Origin of the sequence: Eubacterium sp. AF22-8LB (genome assembly GCF_003458715.1) — a bacterium.
Taxonomy (GTDB): domain Bacteria; phylum Bacillota_I; class Bacilli_A; order Erysipelotrichales; family Erysipelotrichaceae; genus Holdemanella.
Window position 1 is genome coordinate 1 of sequence record NZ_QRVI01000020.1, and the last position, 17,595, is coordinate 17,595.

At 34.2% G+C, this 17,595-nt stretch carries 18 protein-coding genes; 2 read left to right on the forward strand and 16 right to left on the reverse strand.

All coding sequences use genetic code 11. The annotated features are described in order from the left end of the window. From DWY01_RS08170 to DWY01_RS08215, 11 genes are all read right to left on the reverse strand, one after another. Positions 1-4,949: InlB B-repeat-containing protein (locus DWY01_RS08170; protein WP_158553684.1), on the reverse strand; the 4,949-nt coding region annotated here is incomplete at its 3' end. Positions 4,950-5,121: 172 nt separating this feature from the next. Further along, entirely contained in the window at positions 5,122-5,604 is a 483-nt protein-coding gene (locus tag DWY01_RS08175) for a dCMP deaminase family protein (protein ID WP_117995653.1), read from the reverse strand. Beyond that, a complete protein-coding gene (locus tag DWY01_RS08180) occupies positions 5,601-6,515 on the reverse strand; it encodes an RluA family pseudouridine synthase (RefSeq protein ID WP_117995654.1) in 915 nt (304 codons plus the stop codon). Before DWY01_RS08180 ends, DWY01_RS08175 begins: the two co-directional genes overlap by 4 nt. After that, positions 6,497-6,991: a signal peptidase II gene (gene lspA, locus DWY01_RS08185; RefSeq protein WP_117995655.1), complete on the reverse strand. Its 495-nt coding sequence runs from the start codon at positions 6,989-6,991 to the stop codon at positions 6,497-6,499. The genes DWY01_RS08180 and lspA overlap by 19 nt, the downstream gene beginning before the upstream one ends. 15 nt (positions 6,992-7,006) lie before the next feature. Next, the gene (locus DWY01_RS08190) at positions 7,007-8,602 is read right to left on the reverse strand and encodes an AarF/ABC1/UbiB kinase family protein (RefSeq protein WP_117995656.1); all 1,596 of its coding nucleotides are present in this window, start codon (positions 8,600-8,602) and stop codon (positions 7,007-7,009) included. Continuing rightward, entirely contained in the window at positions 8,599-8,739 is a 141-nt protein-coding gene (locus DWY01_RS11550) for a hypothetical protein (RefSeq protein ID WP_158553685.1), read from the reverse strand. Before DWY01_RS11550 ends, DWY01_RS08190 begins: the two co-directional genes overlap by 4 nt. A 56-nt stretch (positions 8,740-8,795) precedes the next feature. After that, positions 8,796-9,266 carry a hypothetical protein gene (locus DWY01_RS08195; protein ID WP_117995657.1) on the reverse strand — a complete coding sequence of 157 codons (471 nt, stop codon included), beginning with the start codon at positions 9,264-9,266 and terminating at the stop codon, positions 8,796-8,798. After that, on the reverse strand, positions 9,259-10,146 hold the full coding sequence (locus DWY01_RS08200) for a DUF1700 domain-containing protein (protein WP_117995658.1): 888 nt from the start codon (positions 10,144-10,146) through the stop codon (positions 9,259-9,261). Before DWY01_RS08200 ends, DWY01_RS08195 begins: the two co-directional genes overlap by 8 nt. Further along, complete coding sequence (locus tag DWY01_RS08205) at positions 10,147-10,461, reverse strand: PadR family transcriptional regulator (RefSeq protein ID WP_117995659.1); 315 nt, start codon at positions 10,459-10,461, stop codon at positions 10,147-10,149. It abuts the gene before it with no gap. Then, positions 10,445-10,861 carry a hypothetical protein gene (locus tag DWY01_RS08210; protein ID WP_117995660.1) on the reverse strand — a complete coding sequence of 139 codons (417 nt, stop codon included), beginning with the start codon at positions 10,859-10,861 and terminating at the stop codon, positions 10,445-10,447. The genes DWY01_RS08205 and DWY01_RS08210 overlap by 17 nt, the downstream gene beginning before the upstream one ends. A gap of 203 nt (positions 10,862-11,064) precedes the next feature. Continuing rightward, a complete protein-coding gene (locus DWY01_RS08215; protein ID WP_117995661.1) occupies positions 11,065-12,507 on the reverse strand; it encodes a leucine-rich repeat domain-containing protein in 1,443 nt (480 codons plus the stop codon). Between the two features lie 333 nt (positions 12,508-12,840). On the opposite strand from DWY01_RS08215, the gene DWY01_RS08220 reads away from it, so the two are divergent. Continuing rightward, complete coding sequence (locus DWY01_RS08220; RefSeq protein WP_117995662.1) at positions 12,841-13,053, forward strand: cold-shock protein; 213 nt, start codon at positions 12,841-12,843, stop codon at positions 13,051-13,053. A 56-nt stretch (positions 13,054-13,109) separates the two neighbouring features. Then, positions 13,110-13,580 (forward strand): HD domain-containing protein, encoded by a 471-nt coding sequence (locus DWY01_RS08225; RefSeq protein WP_117995663.1) that lies wholly within the window; start codon positions 13,110-13,112, stop codon positions 13,578-13,580. Here the strand turns inward: DWY01_RS08225 and DWY01_RS08230 are convergent. From DWY01_RS08230 to sufU, 5 genes are read right to left on the reverse strand one after another with little or no spacing between them, the layout of a single operon-like run. Continuing rightward, positions 13,577-14,620, reverse strand: coding sequence for a hypothetical protein (locus tag DWY01_RS08230; protein WP_117995664.1), 1,044 nt, complete (start codon positions 14,618-14,620; stop codon positions 13,577-13,579). The two genes, DWY01_RS08225 and DWY01_RS08230, sit on opposite strands and share 4 nt — an antisense overlap. A 17-nt stretch (positions 14,621-14,637) precedes the next feature. Further along, complete coding sequence (locus DWY01_RS08235) at positions 14,638-15,258, reverse strand: GDSL-type esterase/lipase family protein (RefSeq protein ID WP_117995665.1); 621 nt, start codon at positions 15,256-15,258, stop codon at positions 14,638-14,640. Further along, positions 15,255-15,752 (reverse strand): 5-formyltetrahydrofolate cyclo-ligase, encoded by a 498-nt coding sequence (locus DWY01_RS08240; RefSeq protein ID WP_158553686.1) that lies wholly within the window; start codon positions 15,750-15,752, stop codon positions 15,255-15,257. Before DWY01_RS08240 ends, DWY01_RS08235 begins: the two co-directional genes overlap by 4 nt. Further along, positions 15,745-17,148 carry a Fe-S cluster assembly protein SufB gene (sufB, locus tag DWY01_RS08245; protein ID WP_117995691.1) on the reverse strand — a complete coding sequence of 468 codons (1,404 nt, stop codon included), beginning with the start codon at positions 17,146-17,148 and terminating at the stop codon, positions 15,745-15,747. Before sufB ends, DWY01_RS08240 begins: the two co-directional genes overlap by 8 nt. Further along, positions 17,141-17,587 (reverse strand): Fe-S cluster assembly sulfur transfer protein SufU, encoded by a 447-nt coding sequence (sufU, locus tag DWY01_RS08250; protein WP_117995667.1) that lies wholly within the window; start codon positions 17,585-17,587, stop codon positions 17,141-17,143. Before sufU ends, sufB begins: the two co-directional genes overlap by 8 nt. Between the last annotated feature and the right edge of the window lie 8 nt (positions 17,588-17,595).

The following is a 17,595-nucleotide window of genomic DNA, read 5'->3' on the forward strand; positions in this document are numbered from 1 at the left end:
ACTTCATCATTTCCACTGAATGTGAAATCAGATTCTGTATATGTACTTCCTTCAGTAATTGATACATCATAACCTTTGACGCTCTTTTCAGTTCCGTCATATTCAAATGTATCTTTACGTCCAGTAATTATAACTACAACTTCTCCATCTTCAGCTGTGACTGTTAGATCATCATAGACTACTTCGATAGTGTAGTTAGAAGCTTTTGTATTTGACTTCAATTCATAAGTAAATGTGTTCTTACTTGTACCTTTTTCAGTCTGGCTTCCAGTTACATTGTAAGTAGCACCTTCTTCTTTAACGAATCCATCACCACCAACTGTTACGTTATGGTTTGTTAATGGAGTCTTGTCATAAACCTTAGAATCACTTGCACTTGTCAATGTTACATTACGTTTAGTGATTTCATAAGAAGTCTTCGCTGTTCCTGTGTAGTTTCCAATACCTGTAATTGTTACTTCAACTGTTCCTGCGTTGACTGCTGCTGTATAAGATAATGTGTAATCTACATTTTCAACAAGTATTGCACCTGTCTTTGTATCTTCTACAGTTGGCTTGTTCTTCTGTTCTTCGCCATTGTACATTGTATCTTCAGGCTTAGTTACCTGAATACCAGTCTTCTCATCTTCTGAATCAATTGACTTAGGAGTTACCTTCAACCAACCATCTGTTACTCTAAATGTCACATTTGTGAAGTTAGCACTTGTGTTACTGAATTGAGATACGTTCAATCCCATATAAGAAGTTCCTACATCTTTACGAGATGCTTTGGCAGTTCCTTCAAAATGAATTGCTTCTTCTGGATATAATGCATCCGAAATCTTTGTAACATCATAGCCTACTACTTCATGTGTATTTCCATTATAAGTTTCAGTCTTTGTCTTACCTTTGATTTCAACTACAACTTTATCTGTTACAGGAGTAACCTCTAATGTACCTTCTTTTGTCTCAATAACATAGTTCTTTTCTAATGTCTTTTCATTCAATGTATAAGTGAATGTATTCTTACTTGAACCTGTATCTGTCTGACTTCCAGTTACATTATATGTAGCACCATCATCCTTAACGAATCCATCTTCACTTTCAGTTATCTTGTTCTTAGTTAATGCACTTCCATCATAAACCTTAGATCCATCTGCACTTGTCATGATGACTTTACGCGGAGTGATTTCATAAGAAGTATCGACTGTACCTTCATAGTTTCCAATACCTGTGATCGTTACAGTTACTGTACCTACATTGATCACATCTTCACTATAAGTTAATGTGTAATCTGTACCCTTAGCTAAAGTTTTACCTGTCTTCGTATCCGTTACGACTGGTTCATTTTCATGTTTTTCACCATCATACTTTGAGCCCTTTGGACCATCAACTACGATACCATTTGAGTCATCTGGAACAATCGATTTCTTAGTAATTGTTAATTGACCAGGTGTAGTTTTAACAACAACCTTATTTGTTACGTCTTCATTGTCTTTTTCTACATGAGCAGTACCCGTAATTAATGTAGGATATGTTCCTACATCTGTACCTTGGGCATGCGCATTCAATCCAGATACTATATAACCATCAATTGTCAATGATTGGAATCCATTTACTTCTTGCGATTGGCCATTGTAAGTAACTGTATTACTATTCGCAACTAATGTAATGACTGTCTTTTCAATCCAAGTCGCATATAGAACATTTTCACCATCTACATCTACATGTACGCTCTGTCCAGCTGCATATGTAGCTTTACCATTATTCGCATCATCCTTAGATGTTGCCCAACCTGCAAAGTAATATTCTTTACCTTCTGTTTCAGGAGCTTGATAGCCTAGATCTTTTTCAGATTTTAATGTAACACTTTCGTTATTCTTAACTGGCACTGTCTGAACACTACCACGACCATTACCTGGATTATAACTCATTGTTGTTGAGAATTCTTCACTACCCCAAATAGCTTTCAATGTAATAATGTTATCATTATTTGCCAAATCCTTATTTACTTCAAATGCATCTCCAGGATGATATAAATTTCCATTTAACTTCCATCCTAAGAATTTCTTTTTTGAAGTTGTTGTCGCATTCTTAGCTACGGTAACCTTAGCTCCACCTGCATAGATATTACTATCCGTTGGAACTGTTGCCTTTGATCCTTCTGTACCTGGATCATAAACAACTTTTAATTCACCATTGTATAGCCACTTACCAATAACACTTGTATCCTTTGTGATTGCTTCATTTGTGTTATATGCATCACTCGTAATATTTCCATTTCCATCCGCATAATACCAACCTGCAAACGAGTAATCACTTGTCGTTGTTGCACTTGGCAATACTGTATTGGCAATTGTACCAGCTTCTACCTTTTTAGTACCCTTAACTACATCGCCTTCAGGATTATTCAAGTTATAAGTTAAGCTGATCTTCTTAGCTGTCCATTTTGCGTATAGAGTCACATTTTGTGCTGGCATCTTCTTACCATTAAAATCAAATGCTTCTCCTTCACAAAGTTCATTATCATACCAACCATCAAATTCATAATAATCCGGCAATGAACCAGGTCTTACAGGTGCATAGTTCTCACTTGAAATACTTTGTTCATACTTCTTTTCTACCGATTTATCTTCTTTACCTTTATTGATAAATTTGATTTTATAAGAATTACGTGTGTAATAGAACTTCGCATTATTGTACTTACTACGTATCTTTGTACTTACATTTTCATTAAATGTATAACCAGTTAATGGATACTGATCTTCTTTAGTAACACTATATCCCGTTCCTGGAGACGTATCTTTATGATCTAATTTATATCGTATGCCATCTTTGGTTACATCACTTGGTTCTCCTGGCAATACTTCTACATAATAAGACGCTGTTTCAGAACCATTACCTGTCTTTGGACCATAGAATTTTGCTCCGCCTAATGGCATTGTACCGATGTTTACCTGATAAGGACCACTATCATCTGTAGTACTCCATGTTGAACTTCCTTTGTAAGTTGGCCACTTCTTACTAATATCTTGACCATATTTTGCGGTAATTCTTAAATCAACATATTCTTTAGAAGGTGTTCCGGGTTCCCACAAAAATCCTGGAGTGCTATAAGAATAGAACTTAACATCATACACATTTCTCTTATAGTAAACACTAACGATTGTAGATCCATCACCCTTGATTGTCTTTTTAGTTACTGGCTGTGCTGTAAATCCATCATAAGATTTTGTCTTTGCGTTTGCTTCTTTACCAGTCGTACCAGTTTTGTTTTCAGATTCATGGAATGAATATCCATCATCATCTGCATTTTCCCACCAGTGAATAACTGTATAGCTAACTTGTGCTTCTTTCCAACGTGCCTTTAATGTCATTGGAGACGTCACTGTTGCACCATTCTCTACTTTAGATAATCCATTGTACCAACCATCAAATGAATAACCTGGCTTTGTAGGTATAGTATCTTTACCTAATACTAACTTATCTCCATGTAATACGAATTGGGAATCAACAATAGATCCGCCATCTGAATCAAATGAAATCCAATAACCTTCTTTAATAATTGCGTATACATTAATAGAAGTTTTGTCTGTTGGAACTGTAATACTATCTGCGATATTTGTAGTACCATTCTTTTGGGCTGCCCAACCAACGATTTTATGTGTTGCATCTACTTCATAAGAAATATTCGTAAAATCATGTGTTTCATGATCGGATACTTTTTCAGTACGCATGATCTGTGTTCCAGCTGGATTATAGAAGTAAACATATAATGCATCTTCATATTTTGCTGTAATTTCACGAGTTGTTGTCTCAGTGATTGTTAATGCTGTATTGAAATCTTCAAACTTTGTTTCACCATCATACCAGCCAACAAATACTTTTCCATCCATATCTGGAGCTGTTGGAGTAATCAGTGTATCACCTGTTTTAACAGTCTGTGTACTTACGATGTTTCCATTCGCAACAAAATTGAATGTTGTTAGTGGGACTTCATTTTCACCCGTAATAACATAAATTGAGAAGTGGTTCGCATCAAAGCTTTGAGCATTTGTTGCAACCTCAGTGACTGTACTCGCATCATCACTAACATGATAAATATTAACTTCATTGCCGCTTATCGCTGCATTTTCAAAGCTAATATTTACAACACCATTTGGTTGAATTTCAATACCATCTTTACTCACAATTGTAACATCCAGAGCTATAGCTGAATCTACCTCTTTATCCTTTTCAGAAACGGTTTCTTTAACAGCGTTTAAGATAGCCTTTCTTGTTACACGCTTAACTACTAGCTTTGCACCTCTAGGTAAAACACCCTCAACTGCAATCGCATGAACCGTTACATTTCCAGCTGTAGCACTTTCGTCAAATGCAGGATATTCTGGTAATTCTTCTTTCGCTTCTGGGTTTGCCTCGGCTTCATCCTCTTCATTTGTTTCTTCAGTCTTTGTTTGGGCTTGAGCAACATTTTCTTCTTGTTTTCCCTCTGTGTTAACTTTTTGATAAACAAATTTAACACTATATAAATCTGAAGTCACATTAAGATTCGCCTGGGCCGCAGTTACGATTTGTGAATCATTCATAACTACATCTTTTAGGGTGTAACCATCAAAGTTCAACATGACACTCGCATCTGACTTTAAGTTGTAATTGGTCTCATATGTATGAGTTGTAGCTGCACTTAATATTGTTCCATCTTCAGCTACATAGCTTAATGTCACATCCTTTTTTTCAGATACTGGTGCAGACTTTTCAATCGCATCTACAACAGGCTGAACTGTCTGTTTTGCATTCACCTCTTGTGTTGTTGTTTGCTCTACAGTTATCGGTTCTTGTAAAGTCTGTTCTTCGACTTCAGGTTCTTGACTCACTGTATTTGCGTAGTAGGTGTCTGTCATTCCAAACTGTATAGCCATCGCAAATGATAATAATATTGCCGATGCTCTTTTAAAGTTTTTTAACATATCTATTCCTCCTTTCGTTTTTAGATAGTTTTCCCTACCCATCTACTACTTAGAGTATAAATTTTCCATGGTTATAGAATGGTTATAAAATAACTAACTTTGTCTTTTTTGTTACACAATTTTCAATCCTTGCCAAAACTCACACAAGAAAAGCCATCCAATTTTGGATGACTTAACGATTATTAATTTTTGTTTCTACTTCAATATCATAAGGAAGCTGGATCAATTCTACACCTGCATCATGAAACATGCGCTTGCTCGCAATATTACCTTCCGTTCCTGCATATTTATCACTTTCATATACAACACAAGTAATACCCGCTTGAATAATAGCTTTGGCACATTCATTGCAAGGAAATAACGAAACATATAAAGTACAGCCATGTAAATCTTGAATACTATTTAAGATTGCATTCAATTCGGCATGAACCACATACGGATACTTTGTATTTAAGAAATCTCCATCTCTATTCCAAGGAAATTCATCATCCTCACATCCATAAGGAAAGCCATTATAGCCTAGTCCTACTACTCTTTTTTGCGGATTGACAATACAAGCTCCCACTCGCGTATTAGGATCTTTAGAACGCTTTGCGCTTAAATGCGCCATTCCCATAAAATATTGATCCCAGCTTAATACATCATTACGCATTATTCTTCCCCTTCTCTTAATTCGTTTAAGACTTTTTCAAATGTTGGCTCTAAACCAATCTCAAAACGCATTTTTTCATGTGTAGTAGGATGAATAAATTCCAATGCGCATGCATGCAACAACTGACCATTGGCCTGAATTGTTTTTCTTGGACCATATTTAGGATCTCCCGCGATTGGATGTTCAATATACTGCATATGTACACGAATTTGGTGCGTTCTTCCTGTTTCTAATTGACATTTTATATAGGCAAATTTACTAAAATTTTCTAATACAGTAAAATGTGTAATCGCATCCTTCGAATTATTTGCGGTAACCGCCATCTTCTGACGATCCTTTTCATCGCGTCCAATTGGCGCATGAATCGTACCATGCTCATGCGTAAATGGCTTATGAACAATCGCAACGTATTCACGATGACATGTTTTATCTTGTAATTGCTGACTTAAAGCTTCATGTGCCACATCATTTTTGGCTACAACCAATAATCCGGATGTATCCTTATCAATACGGTGAACAATGCCAGGTCGCATAACCCCATTTATACCACTCAAGTCTTTACAATGATACAACAGAGCATTCACCAAAGTCCCAGAGTAATGTCCTGGTGCTGGATGTACTACCATTCCCTTCGGTTTATTAATGACAATAATATCATGATCTTCATATACGATGTCCAAATCAATCGGTTCCGGAAGGACTTCGGTTGAATCAAGTTCCGGAATTGAAACTTCAATTTCATCTCCTACACATACCTTATAGCTTGCCTTCATAATTTTATTATTCACTAAAACATGATCATTATTCAACAAATCTTTGATTCTCTTACGTGAAAAATCTAATTTTTCTGCCAAAACTTTATCTAAACGATCCAATTTTGTATTTTCATCTATTTTTATGACTCTTGTTTCCATCTCTCTTGCTCCTTCTTATCATCTATAAACATACTTACCAATATTAATGCGATACCTATTGTAATGCAGATATCTGCCACATTAAACACAGGAAATGGGTAGCCAAAAATGTAAAAACTAAAAAAGTCTCTTACATATCCTAACGTCATACGATCAATAAAATTGCCTATGGCACCTGAAAATACAAGTGATAAACAAATTTGATAACGCGAATCTTCTGTTTTGAAAAACATATACAAAATTGCAGCTAAGGCTACAATTGTTAGTAGGGCAAAAAAGCCCATTCCAGCTCCGGCAAACATACTAAAGCCTGCCCCTGTATTTTGTACATAAGTCAAATAAAAGAAATGTTTGATCATTTCTACAGAATCATTTAAGGAAATAGATCTTTCGATGGCCCACTTCGTCCATTGATCTAATCCTAAAGTGGCAAGAACCATAAGTAGTGATGCCACTATCGTTTTCATTTTCTTCATATTCATATTCCTCTTTTAAAACGATTTATTTCTTCTATGCAAAAATAACATTTTGAAAAACAACCATACACTCATGCCAAGTGCAATGATATATCCAAAAAATCCAAGTGCTGGAATACCCATGATGGTTGGCTTCATCTTTGTCGTACAAATCAAGCTTGAACCAACGACCAAGGCTGCAATCAAAACACACACTATAATACGATTCACCATTTGATCAATCTTAGCGAGTGGTGCTTGTGATCCCATTAAGTTCAAATTCATTTTAATCTGCCCTCTTTGAATCATCCGCAATACATCACTTGCCTGCACAGGTATATCAATTGAATGCGATAGTGCATCCACACTACGTTTAAATCCAGACTTAAGTTCCTTCTCCCAATCAATTTTTGTTAAGCTAGACTTGTGACTTAACGCAATCTTCATCGTATTCATATTTGGATCTAAAGCCGTTAGAGTTCCCTCAATTGTCATCATAGAACGTGCTAACATACTAATTCCTTTAGGCAATGAAATCGAATATACATGACAAATTGAGAACATATCCTGTACAAGTCTTGCGACATCAATTTCTGCATAAGGAACACTTAAATATTGATTCACAAACCTATCCATATCATTACAGAACGCTGTATAATCAATTTCCTTTTTACACTCACCAATCATCAAAATACAATCAACTAGTTTTTGCGTATCCCTTAAGGCAATGGCTCTTACTGCCTGCTTCATGATTTCTCTTTCATTCGCATCCAATGTTCCCATCATGCCAAAGTCGATCCATACGATTTGTTCATCACGAATTCTTAGATTTCCCGAATGCGGATCTGCATGGAAGAAACCATTTTCTATGATTTGCGAAATATAATTAAATGCTAGCTTATCCGCAATTTCACTACGATCATAGCCAAGCTCTTCTAATCGTTTAGAATCATTGATTTCAATTCCATCTACATATTCCATCACAAGAATATTTTTTCTTGTATATTCATCATAAATTTTTGGCGCATCAATAAATTTACAATCTGCATATTCTTTCTTAAAGCGTTTCGCAAATTGTGCCTCTATTGTAAAATCCATTTCTTGCTGGGCCGTATACCAAAATTCGTCAATGACCATATTTAAGTCAACAACACTCGATACAATATCCGATAAGTTCAATATTTTAACAGCTTTTCTTAATAAAGCTACATCACGTTCCATCCATTCATAGATTTTAGGATGCTGAATCTTTAATACCACTCGCTCCTTAGTCTTTAAAGTTGCTGCATGCACCTGCGCAATTGAAGCAGAACCTAAACAGACTTCATCAATACTCTCAAATTCTTCCTGAAACAAATCTCCATAGGTCTCTTCAATAATTGTTTGAACAGTTGAAAAAGGCATGGGACTTGCCTGTGAGCGGAGCTTCATCAACTCTTTACAATAGCGTTCAGAAAATAAATCTTGTCTTGTCGACATGATCTGTCCAATTTTGACAAAGGTAGGACCTAAATCTTCCAAAATCATGCGAAATTTAACAGGATCCATCCCCTTTTGAATATGATGCTTTCTTAATATAGATACAATCTGTGCAAATCTAGCACTTGTTGACATCGTATTTGTATCACTCATCTTTTCACATCCTGTCTTCTATGTAAAGGCGTGTTTGTCACTTTACTCTTTTTAAAAAATGTTCGTGCATTTGATTTCTTTTTATCTTCTACAAGAATCATTTTTAACAAACGATTCCAATCCTTGTTATTTTTCATACAAGAGTATTTTAACACACTTGTTAAAAATCAAAAAGAAACAGTATTTCTGTTTCTTAATAGTAGTCATCTACCAAAGTAATTTTATCCTTTAAACCTTTACCATAACGAATACTCACATGAATTTCGTCATTATTCGCAAAGTACTCATCGTAACTTTTTGTTCGAAACGTGTTAAATATTGTTTTAAAATCCTTTGACATCTCGTAATCATCCATCTGCAAATCTAATTTATCATCATCTTGAACAATATGAAGCATTTTAGGATATGTAATTACCAAAGCATTATCCGGTAATTTATCATCTTCAGCCATCTCATCTACAACAACACGCACATCTCCAACTGAACTTAAATATGTTTTTGTGTATAAGCGACACTGATCTTGCATCGAAGTCGTCATTGTCTGTGTTTCTTTTGATAAATCTATTTCATTAGGTTGAATCTGAGATAGTTCATAAATAAATGTTCCTGCCCCAACCACAAATAACAAGATTGATAAAATTAATAAAGTTGTTAATTTACGCATTTGTGTTCACCTTCTTAGGCCAAGCACGAAACAACATCAACAGGATTGTTAAGCTACCAAGTACAAAGGCAATATCCATACAATAGATTCCAATACTTGTTGTGGCATATACAGCACTAACATAAACCAATACCACAAAACTGATACCACTACCAATTAACACACACGCAACAGGAATCATAGCCAAGACTAGAATCACCTTTAATACATCCGATTCGATAGAACGTGATTTTCGTTCATGATATAAAGGTCGGTTGGGAGTTGGAGGTAAATCATTCCCTTTTATATTGTCATTCCAAGTCTCTTTTATATCATCCATCACTCCAACGCTTTGATTATGATAACGATAGCGTTCAATTCTTTTAGCCATAACCTTAACGAAGAAATAAATTGCCATACATAAATATATAATTCTGCATAGACCCAACAAAAAGTCTGTAACCCCATAGAATCCTACAAAGAAGGAGAAAATCAGAGATAAACACAAATTACATAGTGCCTCTACAATAATAACTTTGCCAATCCATAAAATGAAAACCAATACAATCGCATCAAAGAAGATATGGAAGATTTCATTCATCGAAAAATTACCAAGTCTAGAAAATAATTCCTCCATTTTCGCATATACCTTATCGATTGTTTTATCCGCCTTACTTGATAGTGGATCCATCGAATCTGTATTGATTTTATAGGCATCTAATATTTCTTTAACAAGCTCATCTACATCTCCAAAGCCTGCAACAGCCTCTTCTTCAGATACTCCACTTGCCATCTTATCATCAATATAAGTCCCATATTCCAATAGGATATCTTCTCTTTCTTTATCATTTACCAAAGATAATTTTTGATTTAAAATGTCCAGAAACTCTTTCTTTAACATCTACTTTTCTCCTTTCAAATAAGTATTTACACTACATGAAAAATTTGTCCACTCCTCTAATAAAGCTGAATATCTTTCAAGGCCTAAACTTGTGATATGATAATACTTTCTTGGCGGACCCTCTGTAGATTCTTTTAAATACGATTCTAATAAACGATCATTAGATAATCGTTTCAATAAAGGATAAATTGTACCTTCATTGACTTGAATCACCTCATTTATTTTAGAAACTAACTGATATCCATATAGATCATCGGCCACGATTGCTTTTAACACAATCAGCTCTAGAACACCCTTCTTAAACTGAGTATTCATGTACCTCACCCTTACTCTTTCCTATCAAAGACGGTTGAAACATATCGACATATACCTTCTCCATCATCGATAATGATAATCCATGAATAGACTGCACATATGTAAATGCTTCATTTCGAATCTTGTTTTTATATCTCAGCTTCATTTCATATGCCTCATTATATTCAATTGCTCCTACGCCAATGATTTTTACACACATAAATAATTTTGAAGCTTTATTCAAACCTACAATTTTTCCGTTACGAATCCATCCACAAAAATAAACAGGAATATTCTGAAAACTATATCCCGAAATATGATCAATGGAAATTACTGGAAGACTATATTTTTTACCCAAGCATTGTGCGTATTCTTTGGTTGCACCATGCTTAGAACAATAAATAACTGCTCTTGGCTGCATTCTATCACCTCTCAACTATTATGATATACACACTACCTTGGATTGTCAAGTACTGTGTAATATGAATAACATAAGGCATGTTAAACAACATAATATAATATATAAAAGGAGCAGATTTTCTCTGCTCTCTAGTTATTCTATATTTTTTTAGATATAAATATGTTTCAATATGTCATTTATGTTTTATATAAAGCATATTTTACTTAATCCGTAAATTTTTCGTAGAACTCCATGCTTTCTAATACGCTTGTATCCTGGATTGGATTATCATCTAATCTAAGTGCTTCTAATAATTCTAGATTCTTTAATGGAGTTACATCAGTAACGTAATTTGCTTTTAAAGTTAAAGAACGTAAATATTTAAGTTTTGACAATGGAGTCAAATCCGTAATCGCATTGTGATCTAGACGTAAATAAGAAATAAATTCTAGATTTTCTAATGGAGTCAAATCTTCAATAACATTATTATATAGATCAACATCGCATAAGTTTGTTAGCTCAGTTAATGGCTTCAAATCCTTAACATTATTGTTTTCCAAAGAGATGATTTCAAGCTGCTTCATATCCTTCAAACAAGTAATATCCTTAATTTGGTTACGACCCACATTTAATTCAACCATATCCTTCGAATCTTTTAAAATACGAATATCTTTAATGCGGTTTGTGAATAGATTTAAGTGTTTTAATTGATGCGCATTCTTTAAGAAATTAATTTCTGTTAATTGACAGAACTTCGCATCAAGCTTTTCTAAGTGCTCTACATTAGTAAATTTTTCTAAATTCTTCAAACGATTCTTAGAAACATTCAATGCCTTTAAATCACCCAAGCTATTCAATAAAGCCATATCCTTAAAGCCTGTTTGTTCCATAGATAATTCTTCTAAATGGCTCAATTCCTTTAAGAATGTAAAGTGTTCTGGTTCATTATAAGAAATGTTCAATGATTTTAGATTTGAAAATTCTTTTAATACAGAATAATCCTTTAAATATGGACAATTCGCAACATTTAATTTTTTTAAGTTCTTCATTGACAACAATGGACTTAAATCGGACATTAAGTTAGTATTTAAATCTAATTCTTCGATATTTGAAAGATATGTTAAATCTTCAATGTTAAATAAACGCATACAACCCATGTCGAGTTTCTTCAATTTCTTAAGTACACCTAAAATCGCATAACTAAAAGGACCATTTTCTGTATTGATATGAACCTCTTCTAGTTTTTTACAGTGTTCTAAATAAATCAAACTATCTACTTTTGCCTTAGAAAGATTTAGCACTTCCAAATCGATCATTGCAGCAACACTAGAAATATCCATTGTATATAGATTATTTCTTGATACATTCAATTTTTTCAATTGTCGAAAGCCATGTAAAGCCTGTAAATCTCTCAACTGATTTCGAGACACATCTAAACAAACTAAATTATGTAAATCACGGATTGGGTCCAATGTTTGTAATGCATTGTTGCTCGCATTCAAAGTTTCTAGATTTTCAGCATACTGCAAACCCTCTAAGCTTTTTATTTCATGATCCTGTACTTCTAGATGGATCAAGTTCTTCATTAAATCTTCCGTTAGTTCTTCTTCTTTAACACGTAATGTACGTGCTACTACGCTACGTAAAGCATCATCTTGAATAAGCATAAAACACATGCCCTCCTTTATATATCCATTATAATCAAATTTTGAGACAATAACTATAATAAATAACATTTTTTTAACAAACTTAACTTTGCTTAACATTCACAGATACGATTCCATGTTGGTTTATTGAATGAATAATCATTTAAATCTAACCAAAAATGTTTTACTTTTCTTTAAGAAAGAGCTTTTTTTGATGACATTGTGTCAAGAAAATGCTAAAATGTAAGCAGTTAAGGATTAGACTCATATTCTGATTGTGATAAATGCTAATGTATGCAAATACTTTCTATTTTAACGGTCAAAGGATATTGGCTTAGTCCAGGAGGTATAGGCATGAGCACAGGTAAAGTTAAATGGTTTAACGCTGAAAAAGGGTACGGATTCATTACTAGTGAAGAAGGAAAAGATGTATTCGTACACTATTCATCAATTAATTCTGATGGATTTAAAACATTAGAAGAAGGACAAACTGTTACTTATGATGTTGTTGAAAGTGATCGTGGTCAACAAGCTAACAATGTCACAGTTGTAGATACAGCTGCGTAATAATTTGTTCTAATTAGCGCACAAAGTGCGCTTTTTTCATGAAAGAGAGGGATTTTATGTTAGAGCGATACGAAAAAGTTAAAGAATATGTATATAGTCAATACGCAAAAATCTATAATGAAGATTTAAAGATTGCCGCCCTTACCCATACGGCAAGTGTCGATTTATCCATCACATTCATTGCCATGGCACGCGGTACCAATCTTGAACGCGCTAAGGTAGCCGCTCTTTTTCATGATTATGCACAATTTATTGATAATTGTCCCCATTCTCAACATGCCAAATTATCAAGTCTTCATGCATACAAATATCTAAAGGAATGTGGCTTATTTAAGACAACTGAAATTGATGATATCACATATGCGATACGCCAACATTCAAAAAAGGAATCCTTTGATTCCCCATTATGTGAAGCTTTGAAGGATGCGGATGTTCTCGCAAGATTTTTAGAAAACCCTGAAAAAGAAGTGACAGGAATGAAAAGACAGCGCCTGCTAAATGCCTGCGCTGATATTCAAAGTCATTAGAATTTTTGATAATACAGTTCGACACTTGCATCGAGCTGTTTTTTTAATTGATTGAAAGCCTTCATAAACAAATCTTTATCATAAATAATCCAATCAATATAAGAGAAACTCTTTCCTATAGCCCCTCCTACTACTTTTCCTGCATGCACCTTTGAAATCGCTACATCCAATTCTTTTGAAAGCTTTTGACGATACAATGCATCCTCTTTATTATGGAAAGGATTGGAATAATATACATAACCAAATTCTCCATCCTTACTTGATAGATCTGCCAAAACCTCTTCCTTTTCCTCAATTGTTTGTTCAACTAATAAAGGATGTGTTGTAAAAATCAGCTTCATATCCTTTCTTAATGCATCGTGCGCAAAATCCTGGATTGGCTGATATACGGAATAAATATCAATTGGTTTTTCATATTCTTTCCAATGATTTTTTTGAACAAGATTCATGATCACTTCATAAAAATCAACCATCTGACAAAATTTCATATCTGAATCTGGCGTATCTATAAAATCCACACGACAAATATAAGCTTCATAAGCCAATTCACCAATCGCAAGTTCTAATAAATACATACTCATTTCTTTTTTGTTTTCAGGATTTCCAATCAAACCAAAACCAGGACAATACACCTTACAATCTAGCATATCATTTTCAATTTGATAGAAAACATGAAAATCTGCCAAAGTATATTCTTCATTCTTGATTTGCACCATAGCCTGAATCGCCTTTTGCGACATAGGCGGCAAGGTTGCATTCATGATCCATTTCTTTTGAATTTCTTTAGGTGCAATATCAACTAACATTTGACATAAATATTGTGTTGTTTTATTTGGACCTGTATCAAAGGTCATCTCAAAAGAATCATAAAAACTTTCGACAAAGAAATGGGCACCACTAATTTCCATTACCTCTTCATCAAGTTCTTGAATGATCTCATTTAATTCTTCATACTGTTCAGCCTTTAAATATTTTATAATCGCACTCTGCTTTTGGTCAAAATGCTTCCAAAACGCTAAACCATTTGTATAAGCACTCATTGATAATCTTCCTTTCTTTATAATTCTTTGATTACTGAAATCAAAGCATCTGCCACAAGCTTATGGCCACTTTCATCCATATGAATTCCATCCAAGCTTCCAGCTACTGCATGTGTATCGATAACTTTCACATCTAATCCAGAACATCCCTTTTCCAAATAAGGCTTTGTGTTATTTAAAATCTCAAAACCATTTTGACCAAAGTTAGACTTTGTTCTTTCATTCTTTAATCCATCTATATTCATTTTGGGTGGACAAACCACAAAAAACTGAGGTATATTAGATCCATCACGATAAATTTCTGGATTTAAAGCTTTATACATCAATGTACGAATCCCCTTCTCAATTGAAATACTATTTGTTGAAAACTGACGCTTCGCATCATTCGTACCTAACATAATGAACACGACATCAACAGGCGCATGTGTCTTTAATACCATTGATATCATTTTTGCACCATTTCGATCTTCATCATACGGATCATCTAAGCATAGTGTTCTTCCACATAGACCTTCCTCAATGATTTCATGTTCACTAAACGCTTGTTTTATCATCTGTGTAAAACGATTCTTTTGTCTAGATGCATCCTTTGCATCATATCCCCACGTATTACTATCTCCATAGAATAATATTTTCATCGCAATATCCTCGTTTCTGTTATGATCATATCCAATGGAACATCCATCGCTTTAACTTCAAATTCCATTTCCTGTACATCAAAAGCTACACCAATCTTTAATGCAGGACGATCCTTTAAATACCTGTCATAATATCCTTTTCCATATCCCATACGATAATTTTTAAAGAATCCAACAACAGGTACAAGAATCACATCCAAATCTTTTTCTTCATGAATTCCAATGGGTTCAATTGTTGAAAACTTTCCCTGTATTTTTTCTTCGTGATCCGAATAAAACGCAATCGTTACATCATCTAACATTTTAGGAATATAAAGATCAAATTGATCCTTTATAAAAGAATATACATCCACTTCATTACGAATCGATATATATATACCTATTTTTCCTTTTAAAAAAGGCAAAACACAATTTGTGATTGCCTTTTCTTTTAAAAGTCTTTCTGTTTTTGATAATGAACTACGCCTTTGAATACAAAGTTTACGCTTATCCAATGCTGTCACTCATATCTAGTTTCAACATTTGATTTAATTCAACCGCATATTCCATTGGAAGCTCTCTTGTGAATGGTTCTAGAAATCCCATTACAATCATTTCTGTTGCCTGAGAACGAGTCAAACCACGAGACATTAAATAGAACAATTGCTCTTCACTAATATTTGAAACTGTAGCCTCATGCTCAATTTGTGACGTATCATTATAGGATACATTCATTGGAACTGTATCACTACGCGATTTCTTATCTAAAATCAATGTATCACATTCCACCTTGCTTTTCGCATAAGCTGCATTTTTTGAATGTGTAACCCATCCACGATAGTTTACTTCACCACCATTACGAGCAATTGATTTTGAAATAATCGTACTTGAAGTATGTGGTGCTAAATGAATCATTTTACTACCTGCATCCTGGATTTGATTTTCCCCCGCTACCGCAATAGAAATCGTTGTTCCTTTTGCGTATGGTTCAGCTAAAATACATGCTGGATATTTCATGTTTACATGTGAACCCACGTTTCCATCGATCCATTCCATATGCCCATTTTCATATACCTTAGCGCGCTTTGTAACTAAGTTCAAGATATTACTTGACCAGTTTTGAACTGTTGAATAACGACACTTTGCATTTTTATGTACGTAAATTTCTACGACTGCCGCATGTAAAGAATCCTTTGAATAAGTTGGTGCTGTACATCCTTCTACATAATGTACATCAGCTCCTTCATCTACAATAATCAAAGTTCTTTCGAACTGTCCCATCGACATAGAGTTGATACGGAAATAAGATTGTAAAGGCTTCTCTAACTTTACACCCTTTGGTACATAAATAAAGGATCCACCAGACCATACAGCCGTATTTAATGCTGCATATTTGTTATCTGTATATGGAACTAATTTTCCAAAATATTCCTTTAATAAATCTGGACATGTTCTTAATGCAGAATCTGTATCTAAGAAAATAACACCCTTTTCTTCGACCTCTTCTAACATGTTGTGATAAACAACTTCACTCTCATATTGTGTTGAAACTCCCGCTAAAAACTTTTGTTCCGCTTCTGGAATTCCTAACTTATCAAACGTATTACGAATTGTATCTGGCACTTCATCCCATGATTTTTCTTGTTTATCACTTGGCTTGATGTAATATGTATAATCATCAAAGTCAATTTCGCTTAAATCAGGACCCCAATTTGGGTTTTTTTGTTCAACAAAAGAATGATACGCATCTAAACGAAGCTGTAACATCCATTCTGGTTCCTTCTTAATTTTAGAAATTGTACGAACCGTATCTTCTGTTAAACCCTTTTGTGTTTTATAAACACTGACATCTTCATCATGAAATCCATATTCATATTCACTAGAAAGTGCGATATCTTTTTCTTTACTCATCTTTTCCATCCTCACTTTCCTTAATCATTTCGCGCATCGCCTTCCATCCAATCGTTGCACAATTGATACGATTGGCTTGTTTCCCAACATTTTGAAATGCGATTGCCTCATCTAATATATCTTCATCATAATCTTTTTGATCAATCATTTTAAAATAGTTGTCCATGATTTCTTTGGCTTCTTCTGTTGTTTTTCCCTTCAATAATTCAGACATAATTGAAGTAGAAGCTGTTGAAATTGTACATGCAACCCCATCAAAACGAATGTCGTCGATTTTTCCATCTGAAATTTTTGTCTGCACCGTAATATCATCAATACAAGAATCACTCGCCATATGACGTGACATATAACCATCGTTATCTGTCAATTCTTTATTACGAGGATAATCATAGTGATCCATAATAATCTGGCGCATTAACATTGGATCAATATTTGACATAATTAAGC

What these genes read in the sequence shown, in the direction of transcription:
- lspA (WP_117995655.1), bottom strand. Translation starts at nt 6,991, where the DNA reads ATGAAGAAAATGAAAACGATAGTGGCATCACTACTTATGGTTCTTGCC.
- DWY01_RS11550 (WP_158553685.1), bottom strand. Translation starts at nt 8,739, where the DNA reads ATGAAAAATAACAAGGATTGGAATCGTTTGTTAAAAATGATTCTTGTA.
- DWY01_RS08205 (WP_117995659.1), bottom strand. Translation starts at nt 10,461, where the DNA reads ATGAATACTCAGTTTAAGAAGGGTGTTCTAGAGCTGATTGTGTTAAAA.
- sufU (WP_117995667.1), bottom strand. Translation starts at nt 17,587, where the DNA reads ATGTCAAATATTGATCCAATGTTAATGCGCCAGATTATTATGGATCAC.
- DWY01_RS08220 (WP_117995662.1), top strand. Translation starts at nt 12,841, where the DNA reads ATGAGCACAGGTAAAGTTAAATGGTTTAACGCTGAAAAAGGGTACGGA.
- DWY01_RS08230 (WP_117995664.1), bottom strand. Translation starts at nt 14,620, where the DNA reads ATGAGTGCTTATACAAATGGTTTAGCGTTTTGGAAGCATTTTGACCAA.
- DWY01_RS08180 (WP_117995654.1), bottom strand. Translation starts at nt 6,515, where the DNA reads ATGGAAACAAGAGTCATAAAAATAGATGAAAATACAAAATTGGATCGT.
- DWY01_RS08200 (WP_117995658.1), bottom strand. Translation starts at nt 10,146, where the DNA reads ATGTTAAAGAAAGAGTTTCTGGACATTTTAAATCAAAAATTATCTTTG.
- DWY01_RS08215 (WP_117995661.1), bottom strand. Translation starts at nt 12,507, where the DNA reads ATGCTTATTCAAGATGATGCTTTACGTAGCGTAGTAGCACGTACATTA.
- DWY01_RS08195 (WP_117995657.1), bottom strand. Translation starts at nt 9,266, where the DNA reads ATGCGTAAATTAACAACTTTATTAATTTTATCAATCTTGTTATTTGTG.
- DWY01_RS08190 (WP_117995656.1), bottom strand. Translation starts at nt 8,602, where the DNA reads ATGAGTGATACAAATACGATGTCAACAAGTGCTAGATTTGCACAGATT.
- sufB (WP_117995691.1), bottom strand. Translation starts at nt 17,148, where the DNA reads ATGAGTAAAGAAAAAGATATCGCACTTTCTAGTGAATATGAATATGGA.
- DWY01_RS08210 (WP_117995660.1), bottom strand. Translation starts at nt 10,861, where the DNA reads ATGCAGCCAAGAGCAGTTATTTATTGTTCTAAGCATGGTGCAACCAAA.
- DWY01_RS08235 (WP_117995665.1), bottom strand. Translation starts at nt 15,258, where the DNA reads ATGAAAATATTATTCTATGGAGATAGTAATACGTGGGGATATGATGCA.
- DWY01_RS08225 (WP_117995663.1), top strand. Translation starts at nt 13,110, where the DNA reads ATGTTAGAGCGATACGAAAAAGTTAAAGAATATGTATATAGTCAATAC.